This is a genomic window from Streptosporangium minutum (assembly GCF_002149035.1).
Classification (GTDB): Bacteria; Actinomycetota; Actinomycetes; order Streptosporangiales; family Streptosporangiaceae; genus Streptosporangium; species Streptosporangium minutum.
The window spans coordinates 12,675-27,595 of sequence record NZ_NGFP01000123.1; the positions used below are offsets into that span (position 1 = coordinate 12,675).

Consider the following 14,921-nt stretch of genomic DNA (forward strand, 5'->3'; position numbering starts at 1 on the left):
TCGTAGGCTTGGACCCATGCGAAGCCCTCTGCTGGACACTCCCGGTGCGGTCGCGGCCGAGACCCCTGACGCCGACGTCGCCGGACACTACGGCGACCCGTTCGCCGAGCAGCGTGCCTTCCTCGCCGGTGAGGCGATGGTCGACCGCAGCAACCGCGAGGTCGTCCGGGTCTCCGGGCCCGACCGGCTGAGCTGGCTCAACAGCCTGAGCTCGCAGAAACTCGACGACCTGAAACCCGGTCAGGCCACCCAGACGCTGCTTCTGGACGCCCAGGGCAGGGTGGAGCACCATCTCACGCTCGTCGACGACGGCGAGGCCGTGTGGGCCCACGTGGAGCCGGGCACGTCGGCCGAGCTCGTCGCGTTCCTGGACAAGATGCGGTTCATGCTCCGGGTCGAGGTCGCCGACGTGACGGCCGACTACGCGGTGGTCTCCGTGGCCGACGCCGCACGGCTCACCCCGCCTGCCGGGGCCGTTCCCGCCGGCGACGACGTGCTGCTCCCACGCGAGCTGCTCGCCGACCGGCTCGGCGGCCTGAAGCTCGCCGGGCTCTGGGCCTACGAGGCGCTGCGGATCGAGGGCCACCGTCCCCGGCTGGGCTTCGAGACCGACCACAAGACCATCCCGCACGAGGTGGGCTGGATCGGCGCCGCCCTCCACCTGAGCAAGGGCTGCTACAAGGGCCAGGAGACCGTGGCCCGGGTGCACAACCTCGGCCACCCTCCGCGCCGCCTGGTCTTCCTGCACCTGGACGGCAGCGTGGACACCCTGCCGAAGCACGGGGCCCCCGTGGTCCACGACGAGGTGGAGGTCGGTTTCGTCGGCAGCTCCGCCCGGCACCACGAGCTCGGCCCGATCGCGCTGGCCGTGGTCAAGCGGACCGTGCCGGTGGACGCCACGCTGCGGGCCGAGGGGGTGGCGGCGACCCAGGAGGTCATCGTGCCGCCGGACGCCGGACGCAACGTCTCCATCGACCCGGCCCTGCGCCGCCGCATCCGCTGACACCACGATGCCCGCGCCGCCGCACCGGATGACGTCCGCGTCGCCAACCGGATGACGTCCGTGCCGCCGCACCGGACGGCGGTACGGCGGCGCGGGCGCGATCAGCCTGCGGCGGAGATCAGCCCTTCACCCAGATGGCCGTGTAGGAGCCCTCTTCCACGTCCAGCTGCGCGGGGAAGAAGCCCTTGGCCCGGAGCCCGTCGAAGCGCTTCTGGTAGCCGCTCGCGCTCATGCCGGTGTATTCGTACCAGGCGGAGCCGCCGTCCTTCACCCAGACGGTCGTGTAGGTGCTGCCCGGACCGACCGAGACCAGCGAGGGCTTCTCGCCCTTCTTGGTGCGGGCGAGGAACTCTGCCTGGTGCTCGTCGAAGCTCTTGCCCGTGGTGACGGACCAGGCTCGCGAGCCCTGTGACCAGACGCCGACGTAGCGCGGGTCGTCGGCGGTGCCGTAGACGTTCGCCGCGGTGAGGACGTAACCCCGCCTGGCCGCGTCGGCGTTGGCGGCGGCGAACTGGTCGGCGCCGATGTCGTGCTTGGCGAAGAACTTGCCGGGCACCTTCTCGAAGATCGCGGCGAAGACGGCGTCGCCGCCGGAACCGCTGGCGCTCACCGTCGTCGGGCGGTAGCCCCTGGCGAGGTATTCGTTGAAGCGCTTCTGGTAGCCGCTGGACGACATGCCCTGGATCATCGCCCACGCCGGACCGGAGCCCTTGGCCCAGACGGCGCCGTAGCGCGGCGAGGAGGCGTTGTCCACCGTGAAGGTGATCGGCCGGTAGCCCTGGCCGCGCAGCGCGTTGAAGCGTTCGGTGTGCTGCTCGCCGGTGACGCCGTGGTAGGCGGTGATCGCGGGCGCCGCCTGCGCGTGAGCCGCGGGCGTCGTTACGGCGATCAGCGCGGCGGTGACGGCGGACGCGGCGGTGGCGCTGATGGCTCTGAAGGTGCGCATGACCCTCCTCGTGGGCGACGGGTTCCCTGATGATTCGACGCGGACAAGCGGTGACCTTAGCCGATCATCACCGTGATGAGGACCGGGACCGTCCCGGACCTCCGTGAACGCCCTCCCGGACTTCCGTGATCGTCCGGGCTCTCCGGCGACACCCCGGACCTTCGTGAACGCCGTCCAGGCCCTCTGTGATCGTCCAGGCTCTCCGGCGACACCCCGGACCTCCGGGATCGCCTCAGATCTCCAGGATCAGGGTGATCGGGCCGTCGTTGGTCAGGCCGACCTTCATGTCGGCGCCGAACACCCCGGTCTCCACGCGGGCCCCCAGGCCGCGCAGCTCGGTGCAGACGGCCTCCACCAGCGGCTCGGCGACCGGTCCGGGCGCCGCGGCCTGCCAGGTGGGGCGGCGGCCCTTGCGCGCGTCGCCGTACAGGGTGAACTGGCTGACCACGAGCAGCGGCGCGCCGATGTCCGAGCAGGACTTCTCGCCGGACAGGATCCGCAGGCCCCAGAGCTTGGCGGCGAGCCTGGCCGCCTCCGCCGGGGTGTCGGTGTGGGTCACCCCCACCAGCACCAGCAGTCCGGGCTCGTCGATCGCCCCGACCGTCGCACCGTCCACCGTCACAGAAGCGGAACTCACCCGCTGAACAACCGCACGCATGCCCCCCATCATCCCGTGATCCCCGACCTCCCTAGAATCCTCGCGAAAGGAGACAAAGGTGTCTGCTGAGTCGTTGGTTGTCGAAGTCGTCCGTTCGGGGTTCGTGGAATCCACACATCGGGCGCGGATGCTGGCCGTCGGTGCCGACGGTTCCCCGGTGAGGGTGCACGGGGCGGTGGACGCGCTGGTCTCCCCCCGTTCGTCGATGAAGCCGCTGCAGGCGCTCGGCATGGTGCGCGCCGGGCTCGCCCTGGAGGGAGAGCTGCTCGCGCTGTCGTGCGCCAGCCACGCGGGTGAGCCGTTCCACGTCGAAGGGGCCCGGAAGATCCTCTCCGGAGCGGGGCTGGACGAGGGCGCGCTGCGCTGCCCGGAGGACCTGCCCGAGGACGTCGCCTCCCGGGACGAGGTGCTGCGGTCGGGGGGCGGGCGGGCCAGGATCTACATGAACTGCTCGGGCAAGCACGCGGCGATGCTCGCCACCTGCGTACTCAACGACTGGCCGCTGGAGACCTACCTCGATCCGGCGCATCCGTTGCAGAGGGCGATCCGCCACACGGTCGAGGAGCTGACCGGCGAGCGGGTCGCCGCCACGGGGGTGGACGGCTGCGGCGCCCCGCTGTTCTTCGTGTCGATGGTGGGCGTGACCCGCGCGTTCCGCTCTCTCGTCCGGGCCGAGCCCGGCACCCCCGAACGCCGCGTCGCCGACGCCTTCCGCGCCCACCCCGAGTGGACGTCCGGCACGACCCGGCCTGAGGCCCGGCTGATGCGCGCGATCCCGGGGCTGATGGTCAAGGCGGGCGCCGAGGCGTTCGACGCCTTCGCCTTCGCCGACGGCCGCGCCGGAACCGTCAAGATCGAGGACGGCGGCCAGCGGGCCCGGGTCCCGGTCACCGTCGCGGCGCTGCGCGCCCTCGGCCTGGAGGCCGCCGGGCTCGACGAGCTCGCGACCGGCGTCCTGCTCGGCGGTGGCCGCCCCGTCGGAGAGATCCGCCTGCGTTAGCGGCCGGCGAGATGGGGGCGCTGGAAGGCGCGGCGGTAGTCGGTGGGGGTCACGCCGATGTTCAGGGCGAAGTGGCGGCGTAGGTTGGCCGCGGTGCCCAGGCCGCTGCGCTCGCTGACCTGCTCGATGGACAGGTCGGTCGACTCCAGCAGGGACTGCGCGCGGGCCAGCCGCTGGCCGAGGAGCCACTGCAGCGGGGTGGTGCCCGTCACGGCCTGGACCTGGCGGAAGAAGGTGCGCGGGCTCATGCCGGCGCGACGGGCCAGGTCGTCGACCGACAGTGGCCGGTCGAGGTGCTCGACGGCCCACTGGAGCATGGGGCCGAGGCTGTCGTCATCGGTGACGGGGACGGACAGGTCGATGAACTGCGCCTGCCCCCCGGACCGGTGGGCGGGGATCACCATGCGCCGGGCGAGCTGGTTGGCGACGTGCGCCCCCAGGTCACGGCGGACCAGGTGCAGGCACAGGTCCAGCCCGGCGGTCATGCCGGCGCTGGTGAGCACGTCGCCGTCATCGACGTACAGCACCGAGTCGTCCACCCGCACCTTGGGATAGCGCCTGGCCAGGTCGTCGGTGTGCATCCAGTGCGCGGTGGCCCGGCGGCCGTCGAGGATCCCGGCCTCGGCGAGCGCGAAGGCGCCGGTGCACAGGGACACCATGCGCGCTCCGGCGTCGGCCGCCCGGCGCAACGCTCCGACCAGCTCCGGCGCGACGGGCTCACCCTCGGAGACGACGGCCTCCGGCACCGAGGGGACGATCACCGTGTCGGCCTCGACCAGGCTCTCCAGGTCATGGGAGGTCCGCAGGGAGAACCCGCGGCCGGGCGGCGCGGCCTCCCCCCGGGGGGAGCACAGCCACAGGTCGTACCACGTGTCGGCCAGGTCGGGCTGCGGCTGGCCGAACACCGAGCAGGCGATGCTCAGTTCGTACAGGTCCCACAGCTGCATGTCGGTGTCGTCGACCACCGCGACGGCGACGGATCCAGGCTTCATGGCAGGAGCCTACGGCAGGAATTTTGCGAAGGTAGTCACTCCTGCCACTGTCCGGCCTTCCCGGCGGCTGCGAGCGTATTCGCCAGACAGCGGAAACGAACGGGAGCACCATATGCGCGACACCGATGTGACGGTCCTCGGCCTGGGCCTGATGGGACAGGCACTGGCCGGAGCGTTCCTGAAGGACGGCCACGCCACCACGGTCTGGAACCGCTCGGCGGGGAAGGCCGGGCGGCTCGCCGAGCAGGGCGCCGTCCTCGCGTCCTCTGCCCGCGACGCGGCCGAGGCGAGCCCGCTGGTCGTCGTCTGCGTGTCGGACCACACGGCCGTGCGGGCGGTTCTCGACCCGCTGGGCGACGTCCTGGCGGGCCGCGTCCTGGTGAACCTGACCTCGGGCACTTCCGAGCAGGCCCGCGCGACCGCCGAGTGGGCCGCGGAGCGGGGGATCACCTACCTTGACGGTGCGATCATGGCCATCCCCCAGGTCGTGGGTACGGCTGACGCCTTCCTGCTCTACAGCGGGCCGGAAGCCGCGTACGAGGCGCACGAGCCGACGCTGAGGAGCCTGGGCGCGGGGACGACCTACCTGGGAGCCGACCACGGCCTGTCCTCCCTGTACGACGTGGCGCTGCTGGGCATCATGTGGGGGACGCTCAACAGCTTCCTGCACGGTGCCGCCCTGCTCGGCACAGCCAAGGTGGAGGCCACGACGTTCGCCCCCTTCGCCAACAGGTGGATCGAGGCCGTAACCGGCTTCGTGTCCGCCTACGCCGGCCAGGTCGACCAGGGCGCCTACCCCGCTCTGGACGCCACCATCGACACGCATGTGGCCACGGTCGATCACCTCATCCACGAGAGTGAGGCCGCCGGCGTCAACACCGAACTGCCCAGGCTCGTCAGGACCCTGGCCGACCGCGCGCTGGCCGAGGGGCAGGGCGGCCTGGGGTACGCGGCCATGATCGAGCAGTTCCGCAGGCCCTCCGCCTGAGCCGGGGCGCGGTCCGCCTGGATCGGGAGTGAGCCCGTCCGGGCGGGGTGAGCCGCCTGAGCCGGGGCGCGGTCTGCCTGAGCCGCGGCGAGCCGTCTCGGGCGGGACCGGATCCGCGGGGCCGGGACGCGCTCTAGTGGGCTCCGGCGGCGCGGAGCAGGGCGGCGACCTCGGTCTGGCCCTTGGCGACGGCGTGCCCGAGCGGGGTGACGCCGTCGCGGTCGGCGAGGTCGACGTCGGCGCCCGCCGCGATGAGCAGGCCGACGATCTCCTGATGGGGGACGCCGCCGTCGCCGAGGATGACCGCCTCCAGCAGGCCGGTCCAGCCGAGGTCGTTGACATGGTCGACCTTGATGCCGGTCTTGAGGACCTCGCGGACGTAGTCCACGTGCCCGCGCTCGCAGGCCGGGATGAGGGAGACGCCTCCGTACCGGTTGCGCGCGGTCAGGTCGGGACCGGCCGGCAGAAGGGTCCTGAGCATCGCCACGCTGCCGGTGACGCCGGTGACCAGCCAGGGGGTGTCGCGCCGGAAGTCCGGCGCGTCCGGGTCGGCGCCGGCCGTGACCAGCACCTCGGCCGCCTCGACGTGATCGGCCGCCGAGGCGAGCAGCAGGGCCGTACGGCGCTGCCCGTCGCGGGCCTCGATGTCGGCCCCGGCCTGGAGTGCGTCCCGGACCGCGGCGGCGTCCCCGCGCGCGGCGGCGGCCAGGAGTCGTTCGTCGAGCATGTTCGATCCTTTCATCTCGTCACCGTCGCACGCCGCGAGCAGCAGGCCCAGCCCGGAGATCAGGAAAGCTCGCCGTCTCATTCCCCGTCCCTCCGTCCCTCCGTCCCTCCGTCTCCGTCGCCGGGGCGCTGCGGGCCGGGTCGCTCCGCCTCCCTCGCCGGGTCGCTCTACCTTCCTCGCCGGGCCGGGTGCGACGGGATCCTCTCAGCCGAGCTTCCCGGCGACAGCCTTGAGCCCCGCCCGGGCGATGGCCTCGTCGATGTCACCGCCGGGCGCGCCGCCGACGCCGATGCCCGCGACGGGGGCGCCGCCGGAGGCGACGGGAACGCCGCCGCCGAGGAAGAGGGTGCCCGGGATGTCGGCGATGGTCGGGCCGTCGCCGGAGGCGCCCTTGGCCAGCTCGCTGGTCGCCTTGCCGAAGGAGACCGCGGTGAAGGCCTTGCGCCGTGCCGACTCCTCGGTCTGCGGACCCGCGCCGTCCCCCTTCAGCACCAACCGGGTGGCGCCGGACCGGTCGACGATCACGACGGTGACGCGCTGCCGCTGCTTGACGGCCTCCTTCTGCACGGCGTCGGCGATCTTCAGGGCGGCGTCGGCGGACAGCACGCCGGTCTGCACGACGGCCTGCGGGGCGCGCGCCGCCACGGCCTGGGCGGGGGCGGTATGGGCGGCGGCCACGCCGGTGGCGCCGGCCACGATGGCGAGTCCCGCGAGGGAGCCGGCGATCGCACGGGTGCGGGCGGAAAGGGCGGTCATCGTGTCTCTCCAGTTCGGTGCGGTGGAACCTTTTCGGTGCGGTGGAACCTTGCACCCACAAGGCTGCCCGCCGCGTCGCCGTACGCCATCGGGAACACGGTCGAGCACCGGACGCCGGACGGGCGAGGCGGAGGTCGACCGATCGGTTGATGCGCCGCCCCTCGGGAGCCGCCATCCTCGTCGGGGGATAACGTCGGAGGAGACCGGACGGGGGGCGGTGATGAGGGAGCGCGGCTGGCTCAACTGGGCCATGCACCTGGGGTTCTATCTGCTGCTCGCGGCCTCCGCCTCGCGGTTGGTCTCCCGGCACGGGATGGATCCGCAGACCGTCGCCTCGCTGGCCGTCTGCGGCCTGCTCGCCGTGGTGTACGCCGTCGGCGTCGTCCTCTGGGGCGACCTCGGCCGGGGCCGCCTCGTCTGGCTGGGGGCCGTGATCGCGGTCTGGCTCGTGCTGGTGGTCCTCGCGCCGTCGTTCAGCTGGTGCGCGGTCCCGCTGCTCTTCCTGTGCCTGCGGCTGCTGAGGCCGCGCGGGTTCGTGGTGGCCACCGCGGCGCTCACGCTCGTCGTGATCGCGGCCCAGCTCAAGATCGCCCAGGAGGTCGACCCCAGCCTGATCCTCGCGCCGATCGGCGTCGCCACCATGACCGCGGTGATCTTCTGGGAGCTCCAGCGCGAGAGCGCCGCCCGGCAGCGGCTCATCGACGACCTGATCAGCGCGCGGGGCACGCTGGCCGACTCCAGGCACCGCACCGGTGTCCTGGAGGAGCGCGAGCGGCTGGCCAGGGAGATCCACGACACCCTGGCCCAGGGACTGACCAGCATGGGCATCCTGCTCCAGGCCGCCGACCGGATGTGGGCGGCAGACCCGGAGCGGGCCCACGCCCACGTACGGCGGGCCGCGACGGCCGCGGCGGAGAACCTGGACGAGGCCCGGCGGTTCGTCCGGGACCTCCAGCCCTCCGGTCTGGAGGGCGTCCCGCTGCCCGAGGCGCTCGCTCGGCTCTGTCACAGGGCCGGCCACGACACCGGGCCGGCCGTGCGCTTCCGGCAGGAAGGCGAGGGGTACCCGCTGGAGCCGGACGTCCAGGCGGCGCTGCTGCGGGTGGCGCAGGGGGCGCTGGCCAACGTCCGCGACCACTCGGGCGCGGAGACGGCCATGGTGACCCTGTCCTACCTGGACGGTGAGATCACCCTGGACGTGTTCGACGACGGCGTCGGGTTCGCCGAGCCCACCCCCGCCCCTGGCCGGGGGTACGGGCTGCGCGCGATGCGTGACCGGCTGGCGGAGGTGGCCGGCTCCCTGGCCGTCGAGAGCACTCCGGGCGAGGGGACGGCCGTCGCGGCCAGGGTCCCCGCAGGCGGGGCACCCGCGGCGCCGCTCCCCGTGCGGGGAGCGCGGGCGGAGAGCCCGGACGCCGCGGTGGGCGGGACGGAAGGTCGATGAGAGTGTTCCTGGTGGACGACCATCCGGTGGTCCGGGCCGGGCTGGTGGCGCTGCTCGGCGGCGAGCACGACATGGAGGTCGTCGGCGAGGCCGCGGACGGGGAAGAGGCGCTGCGGGGCATCGCGTCGCGCGAGCCGGACGTCGTGCTCATGGACCTGCAGCTCGGCGACGGCATCGACGGGGTGGAGGCCACCCGGCGGGTCCGGGAGCTGCCCTCACCGCCGCAGGTCCTGGTGCTGACGACCTACGAGACCGACGCGGACATCGTGCGGGCCATCGACGCGGGGGCCACCGGCTACCTGCTCAAGGCCTGCCCGCCGGAGGAACTGTTCCAGGGCATCCGCGCCGCGGCCAGGGGCGAGACCGTGCTGTCGCCGAGGGTGGCGACCCGGATGATGAGGCGGATGCGCGACCCGGGCCCCGTGCTGAGCGCCCGCGAGGTCGAGATCCTTGAGCTGCTGGCCAGCGGGGCGGGCAACCGCGAGATCGCCAGGCGGCTCTTCATCACCGAGGCGACGGTCAAGACCCACCTGGTGCACATCTACGGCAAGCTGGGCGTGGACACGCGCACCGCCGCCGTCACCGCCGCCGTCGAGCGGCGTCTCATCCGGCTCGCCTGAACGGGCTCGCCCGGGCCGCCTAGAGGGAGCGGAACTGGCGGGTGGAGGAGATCGCGCCGGAGGTCGTCATGGTGAACGTCCGCATCGAGTCGGCGAACTTGGACAGGTCCCATTCGGCCGGGCCGTGGTACCAGTACAGGTTGTCGGCCTGCTGGCCGTTGCCGGTGACCGAGGAGACCACGCGGGCCCAGCGCTCGACGCTGTCGAAGATCACGGCGTAGGGCAGGTAGCGGGAGAACAGCTCCACCCGCTGGGCCGGGGGGATGTCGCCGCCGACGTCGCCGGAGGCCAGATACTCCCGGAAGCCCAGGGTGTGGGCGAGGGCTCCCGCGCCCTTGGAGGTCTTGGCCGGCATGTACTGGCCGCCGACGGCCATGGCGGCACCGGCGATGATCAGGGCCAGGCCGAGCAGGCCGTAGGTGGTGAACCAGGCCAGCGCGACGGTGGCGACGACTCCCGCCACGGTGAGCAGCACGCCGATGGTCGTCCAGCGGGTGCGGACGGTGTCGGGGCGGCGGGCGAACCAGCCCTGGGTGACCACGTCGCGGTAGAGCGCGTCACGGACCTTGCCGAGATTGGCCGCGAACGAGCCCTGGAGGTGGGAGAGCAGGACCCCGTCGCGGCCGTCGAAGATGGCGTCGTAGAGCGCCCGCTCGTAGGACAGCAGCGCGGTGGTCGCGGCGCCGGGCATCCGGACCAGCATCCAGTCGGGGGAGTCGTAGGCCTGCCGGGGCTGCTCGTCGATCCGGATGTAGCCGCGGACGGCCAGGTCCACGATCGTGGCGGTCACGTCGATCACGTCGGCCTGCTCGTCCATGAGCGTGCCGATCTGGCCGGGGCGCACGCCGTCCGGCGGGGCGAAGTGGCCGTTCTCGACGGCGCTGAGCGAGCCGGACTCGTGGCCGACCACGCGGGCGTCGCGGCCCCGCGTCCAGTAGAGCAGGCCCAGGCCGCCGAGCATCAGGACCAGCAGGCCGGCCAGCGCGCCGCCGGTGACGGTGTTCAGGGTGAAGGCGTTGGACAGCTCGAAGCGGCGCTCCAGGACCGGGGCGCCCTTGGTGGCACCGGTCGGGTAGCCGACGACCACGGTGAGCACCTCGCCCGGGCCCAGCTCCTGCTGCTCGAACTCCGCGGTGGTCCCGGTGTGGTCCGGCGACGCGGTGGTGCAGCCGATCGCGGAGGTCAGCACGCCCGCGAAGCAGGACAGGTTCTGGAGCTGCGCCGGGCCGCTCACCGTGACCTTCGCCTGGACGACCGGGACCGACCAGGCGCCCACGGCGTACCACCGCAGTTCCTGGGCGTCGGCCAGCGGGGTCACCGCGCCCTTGACGTCGTACTCCAGCGTGGCGGTGCCCGAGCCCTCCTTCAGGGTGACGGTGTCGCCGGTCAGCGTGCCGTCGCCCTTGAAGCCGGTGATCTGGTAGAGCCGGTCGCTGCCGTCGTCGTAGCGCGTCCGGTCGATCAGCTTCCGCGTCGGCGGGCTGCCCTCGAAGGTGACGGTCTCGGTGACGTGCAGCACGCCGTCCTGTCGCAGTTCGAGCTTGACCGTGTCGTCGGTCACCTTGCCCGCCTGGGCCGACGCCGTGCCCGCCGTACCGGCCGCGAGGGCCGGGGAGGCGCTCAGGGCCAGCGCCAGAGTGGCAACCGCGGCCATGCTCCCGACCGCTCGATGCAATGCAGATCCCGCCATGGCTCGGGAGCCTACCGAGAACCGCCGATGGGTGAATGCCGCCCCCCATCCCTATTTTTCGGTCAATAAACGTACATAGGTAGATATCCGCTAGATTGCCGCCCGGAGATCCATTCCATGGAGAAGGCGGTCGTATGCGCCCACGCGGATCGAGTCCTCTGGCCTTTGGTGTCTTCGGTGTGCTCGCCCTGACGTTCACCGCGGTCGTCGTGCTCGCCGGCCTGGCGGGTGGTGACGGCGCCGAGGTTCCGGCCACCCCCGGCGTAGGTCCCATAGCGACCAAAAATGCCGAGCTCCCGCCGACCGAGCGAGCGGAGGCCACGCCGCCGAGCTTCGGGCCGCCGCCGAAGCTGGACCTCGGCTCCATGGGCGAGTCCGAGATCGTGCTGGCGAATCGGCAGATCATGGGCGTCGACCTCCGCCGGATGCTACGTTCCGACACCACAGCCCGGCTCAAGCGCAACCCGCTGTACGGCACCGGCACGATGCGGCCCACCTCCTGCCGCGCCCCCCGGCCCTCGACCCGGCCCGACGACATGCTCGACTACCTCAACGCCGTCACCGGCTGCCTGGACCGGGCCTGGGCCGGGAAGTTCTCCCAGGCCGGAGCGGTCTTCCTGCAGCCGCGCCGGGTCTACTGGTCCCGTCCGGGCCGCGGGCCCTGCGGCACCTACCCCAACCCCCGCTTCGCCGCCTACTACTGCCCGTCCAACCGGGGCATGTACATCGGCCTGACCCACCTCGTCCAGCAGTCCGGCCGGGTCGACCCGGCCGCCAACCACGTCCCCTACCTGGCCGTGCTCGCCCATGAGTACGGGCACCACGTGCAGAGCATGGCGGGGATCGGCGGCGCCTGGTGGTGGGAGGTCTCCAGCAGGTCCAAGGCCGCCCAGGACTCCCACTCACGCCGGAACGAGCTCCAGGCCCAGTGCCTGGCCGGGGTGTTCATCCGTACCGTGCGGAACCCGCTCGGCGTCACCGGCGCCCGCTGGAACGAGGTGCTGCGGACGGAGTACGGCCGCGGCGACGACCAGGGCGGCAACGGCGGCGCACGCGACCACGGCACCGGCGACCACTACGCCGGATGGCTCCACCAGGGCTGGAAGTACGCCAGGATCGGCTACTGCAACACCTGGGCGGTCCCCGCCTCGCAGGTCAGCTGACTCCCGGGGCGGAGCCGGTTCACCGGGAACTCCCCGGGAGGTCCCGGGCTCCGGCCCTGGGGAGGAACGGGGGGCGGGAGGGCCGTCAAGGTCCGAGGGGTGTGGTGACCTGGCGGTTTCCGCATGCCGTCGCCCTTCTCTTGGTACGGTCCGTGTATCCGGACGGGCGGGCGACAGCCAAGCCGGCCTGTCCGGGTCTTGACCGCCGGGCCGGCGGGCAGGTGAAAGGTCCGCGGAGCGGGTGTAAGACCTTGGCTTGAGTCCGTCCCGGGGCTGCCTGCGGTGAAACAGGAAGTTCCCACCCGCGAGGGTGGGAGTCCCCCGGCTTCAGCCGTGGGGAGGATGTCAAGTCGGCACCTAGAGCTCCGAGGTGGCATGCACGGGTCCGTGCGGATACGACCCCGAGCATTGCCCCCCGCCCTTCTTGTAGCGATTTGTTGCCTTATTTCGGGATGTGCTGGGACGCCAGGCGGGGGTGTCACCGGAGTGCCGGTCGCGCCGGGGAACGGCGCCATCGCGGCCCGTCCGGATCCGGCCTCCTCCGCCCCGCCCACGCCGATCCCGGTCCGGGCGCCGCTGGTCATGATCGTCGGAGACAGCTTCACCGTCGGGTCGGGCCCGGTGGAGCGGTGGAACAGCTACGCCGCCAAGGCGGCGCGCGAGCTGGGCTGGCAGCTCGTCACCGCCGGCGCGGCCGGGACGGGCTTCGTCAACCCTGGGCCGGTGAACCGGACCTTCGAGAGGTCCTTCACCGAGGAGCTCGCCTGGCGGCCGGCCCCCGACCTGCTGATCGTCTCCGGCGGTCACAACGACCGCCGGACCAGGGCCGGCAGGGTCAACAGGGCGGCCAAACGCCTGCTGGAGCTGGTCCACGCCCGCTGGCCGCACACCAGGGTCGTGGTGATCGGGCCCATCTGGATGACGCGGGCCCCCCGATGGGCCTACCGGATCAGGGACGCCATCGCGGCCGCCGCCGACGAGGAGGAGGCGACCTTCCTGGATCCGCTCGGCGAGCGCTGGAGCCGCCGGCTGGTCCTGCCCGACGGCGTCCACCCCACCCCGGCGGGGCACACGTGGCTCGCCCGCTGGCTGGTCACCGCGCTGGGCGGGCGGTGAGCTCCGGCCACCGCCCGCCGTACGGCTAGGAGACGGTGGGGGTGGGCGGGGTGCCGGAGCCGGTCCAGGAGCCGAGGAAGCCGAAGGTGGCCGATCCGCCGGCGGGGACGGTGCCGTTCCAGGCGGCGTTGGTGAAGGTGAAGGCGGTGCCGGTGGCCGCCAGGGTGGAGTTCCAGGACTGGGTGACGGTGACGCCGGCGGGGTAGGTGAGGGTGGTCTTCCAGGTGGTGACGGCCGCGGTGCAGGTGACGGTGACCTCGCCCTGGAAACCGCCCCGCCAGGAGTTGGTCATCCTGTAGGCGGCGGTGCAGCCTCCGCCGGGCTGCCCGGCGGAGGTGGTGAAGGTCGCCGTCCCCGAGGCGGCGGAGCGGTTGCCGGCGGCGTCGCGGGCGACGGCGTGGACGGTGTAGGCGGTCTGTGGGCTGAGGCCGGTCAGGGTGAGGGAGTTGCTCGTCGAGGAGCCGAGTCTGGCGGTGCCGGCGTAGACGTCGTAGCCGGTGACCGCGCGGTCGTCGGTTGAGGCCGCCCACGTCAGCGTCGCCCCGGAGGCGGTGACGGTCGACACGGCGGGCGTGCCCGGCGCCGTCGGCGGCGTGGTGTCGGGTGTGGTGCCGCCACCGGCCAGGGCGTCGTGGACCGCTGTGTAGGAGGGCTTGCGGTTGTAGCCCTCGTCGTAGATCAGGGCCGCGCCCTGGCCGGGGAAGGTGTCGGGGACCCAGGAGTACTTGTCGGTGAAGCCCCAGATCGTGATGCCGGAGCACCGGCTCACCGCGAGACAGGCGTTGACCATGTTCGTGTAGTAGGTGGCCTGCTGGGCGTCCTTCGACGCGTCGCGGGGGGTCTGCAGCCGGATGTCGAGTTCGGTGACCCTGACCTCCACGCCGAGGTCGGCGAAGCGCTGCATGTTCTGCTGGACCTGGCCGGGGAAGCCGTACTGGATGGCCAGGTGGCTCTGGAGGCCCACGCAGTCGACCGGCACGTTCTGCGCCCGCAGCGACTTCACCAGGTTGTACATCGCGGTGCTCTTGGCGTTGACGCCCTCGACGTTGTAGTCGTTGATGCAGAGCCTGGCGTCGGGGTCGGCGGCCCGGGCGGCCCGGAAGGCGTCGGCGATGTAGCTGTCGCCCAGCTTCTGGTACCAGAACGAGTCGCGCATGTTGCCGTTGTCGTCGAAGACCTCGTTCACGACGTCCCAGGAGACGACGGCGGGGTTGGCGGCGTAGCGGCCGGCGACCTGGGCGATGTGGTTGCGCATCGCCGAGCGCAGGGCGTCGGCGCCGAGGTTCTGCACCCAGCCAGGCGTCTGGTTGTGCCAGACCAGCGTGTGCCCGTGCACCTGCTGGCCGTTCTGCGTGGCGAAGTTGACGATCGTGTCCGCCGCGGACCAGCTGAACTGGTTCTGGCTCGGTTCGGTGGCGTCCCACTTCATGGCGTTCTCCGCCGTGATCTGGTTGAACTCGGTGCCCGCGATGGTGCGGTAGGCCGTCTCGCCTGAGAGGGGCGAGGTGGCGAGCGCGGCGCCGATGAACTTGCCGCGTGCCGCGGCGTGGTCGCGCAGGGAGTCGGCGGCGTGGGCCGGGGCGGCCGGGAGCAGGGCCGCGATGATCGGGAGGACGGCGAGCGCCCCGGTGGAGATCGCTCTGCGGAGGCTGGGCATGGGATTCCTCTCTCGGGCTGATCGATCGTGCTGATCGTGCTGGGTCGACGGGATGAGCAGAAACTTGCGGATATTCATCGAAACTTTCAGCGACGGACCCAGAGAAGGGGGTACGGCCCGCGAGCCGTACCCCCTCCGGGGGAGTCAGGAGACGGTGGGGG

The 14,921-nt window shown here is 72.3% G+C and carries 14 protein-coding genes; 7 read left to right on the forward strand and 7 right to left on the reverse strand.

Features of this window, described 5'->3' with window-relative positions; translation table 11 throughout:
- The first annotated feature begins 16 nt into the window (after nt 1-16).
- Nucleotides 17-1,003, forward strand: a complete 987-nt coding sequence (gene ygfZ / locus CA984_RS24845; RefSeq protein WP_086575963.1) for a CAF17-like 4Fe-4S cluster assembly/insertion protein YgfZ — start codon at nt 17-19, stop codon at nt 1,001-1,003.
- Nucleotides 1,004-1,121: 118 nt separating this feature from the next.
- On the opposite strand, the gene CA984_RS24850 is transcribed toward ygfZ, so the two are convergent.
- Both CA984_RS24850 and dtd read right to left on the reverse strand, forming a co-directional pair.
- The gene (locus tag CA984_RS24850) at nt 1,122-1,949 is read right to left on the reverse strand and encodes a hypothetical protein (protein WP_086575964.1); all 828 of its coding nucleotides are present in this window, start codon (nt 1,947-1,949) and stop codon (nt 1,122-1,124) included.
- 232 nt (nt 1,950-2,181) lie between these two features.
- Complete coding sequence (gene dtd, locus CA984_RS24855; protein ID WP_086575965.1) at nt 2,182-2,607, reverse strand: D-aminoacyl-tRNA deacylase; 426 nt, start codon at nt 2,605-2,607, stop codon at nt 2,182-2,184.
- A 58-nt stretch (nt 2,608-2,665) separates the two neighbouring features.
- Between dtd and CA984_RS24860 the strand changes: the two genes are divergently transcribed.
- Complete coding sequence (locus tag CA984_RS24860) at nt 2,666-3,607, forward strand: asparaginase (protein ID WP_086575966.1); 942 nt, start codon at nt 2,666-2,668, stop codon at nt 3,605-3,607.
- Here the strand turns inward: CA984_RS24860 and CA984_RS24865 are convergent.
- Nucleotides 3,604-4,599 (reverse strand): GlxA family transcriptional regulator, encoded by a 996-nt coding sequence (locus CA984_RS24865; RefSeq protein WP_086575967.1) that lies wholly within the window; start codon nt 4,597-4,599, stop codon nt 3,604-3,606. The two genes, CA984_RS24860 and CA984_RS24865, sit on opposite strands and share 4 nt — an antisense overlap.
- Nucleotides 4,600-4,711: 112 nt before the next feature.
- Between CA984_RS24865 and CA984_RS24870 the strand changes: the two genes are divergently transcribed.
- Nucleotides 4,712-5,587 carry an NAD(P)-dependent oxidoreductase gene (locus CA984_RS24870; RefSeq protein WP_086575968.1) on the forward strand — a complete coding sequence of 292 codons (876 nt, stop codon included), beginning with the start codon at nt 4,712-4,714 and terminating at the stop codon, nt 5,585-5,587.
- Nucleotides 5,588-5,720: 133 nt separating this feature from the next.
- On the opposite strand, the gene CA984_RS24875 is transcribed toward CA984_RS24870, so the two are convergent.
- Both CA984_RS24875 and CA984_RS24880 read right to left on the reverse strand, forming a co-directional pair.
- On the reverse strand, nt 5,721-6,395 hold the full coding sequence (locus tag CA984_RS24875; protein WP_207621022.1) for an ankyrin repeat domain-containing protein: 675 nt from the start codon (nt 6,393-6,395) through the stop codon (nt 5,721-5,723).
- Nucleotides 6,396-6,518: 123 nt separating this feature from the next.
- Nucleotides 6,519-7,070, reverse strand: a complete 552-nt coding sequence (locus CA984_RS24880) for a GlcG/HbpS family heme-binding protein (protein WP_086575969.1) — start codon at nt 7,068-7,070, stop codon at nt 6,519-6,521.
- A gap of 220 nt (nt 7,071-7,290) precedes the next feature.
- Here CA984_RS24880 and CA984_RS24885 point away from each other — a divergent pair, with 220 nt between their 5' ends.
- Nucleotides 7,291-8,514: a sensor histidine kinase gene (locus CA984_RS24885; RefSeq protein WP_086575970.1), complete on the forward strand. Its 1,224-nt coding sequence runs from the start codon at nt 7,291-7,293 to the stop codon at nt 8,512-8,514.
- Nucleotides 8,511-9,134 (forward strand): response regulator, encoded by a 624-nt coding sequence (locus CA984_RS24890; protein ID WP_086575971.1) that lies wholly within the window; start codon nt 8,511-8,513, stop codon nt 9,132-9,134. Before CA984_RS24885 ends, CA984_RS24890 begins: the two co-directional genes overlap by 4 nt.
- Before the next feature lie 19 nt (nt 9,135-9,153).
- On the opposite strand, the gene CA984_RS24895 is transcribed toward CA984_RS24890, so the two are convergent.
- Entirely contained in the window at nt 9,154-10,788 is a 1,635-nt protein-coding gene (locus CA984_RS24895; RefSeq protein ID WP_086575972.1) for a DUF2207 domain-containing protein, read from the reverse strand.
- Nucleotides 10,789-11,003: 215 nt separating this feature from the next.
- Here CA984_RS24895 and CA984_RS24900 point away from each other — a divergent pair, with 215 nt between their 5' ends.
- Together CA984_RS24900 and CA984_RS24905 are read left to right on the forward strand one after the other, a co-directional pair.
- Nucleotides 11,004-11,987, forward strand: coding sequence for a neutral zinc metallopeptidase (locus tag CA984_RS24900; RefSeq protein WP_165781389.1), 984 nt, complete (start codon nt 11,004-11,006; stop codon nt 11,985-11,987).
- Between the two features lie 486 nt (nt 11,988-12,473).
- The gene (locus tag CA984_RS24905; RefSeq protein WP_165781390.1) at nt 12,474-13,103 is read left to right on the forward strand and encodes an SGNH/GDSL hydrolase family protein; all 630 of its coding nucleotides are present in this window, start codon (nt 12,474-12,476) and stop codon (nt 13,101-13,103) included.
- Nucleotides 13,104-13,128: 25 nt separating this feature from the next.
- On the opposite strand, the gene CA984_RS24910 is transcribed toward CA984_RS24905, so the two are convergent.
- A complete protein-coding gene (locus CA984_RS24910) occupies nt 13,129-14,760 on the reverse strand; it encodes an endo-1,4-beta-xylanase (protein WP_086575975.1) in 1,632 nt (543 codons plus the stop codon).
- Nucleotides 14,761-14,921: the final 161 nt, after the last annotated feature.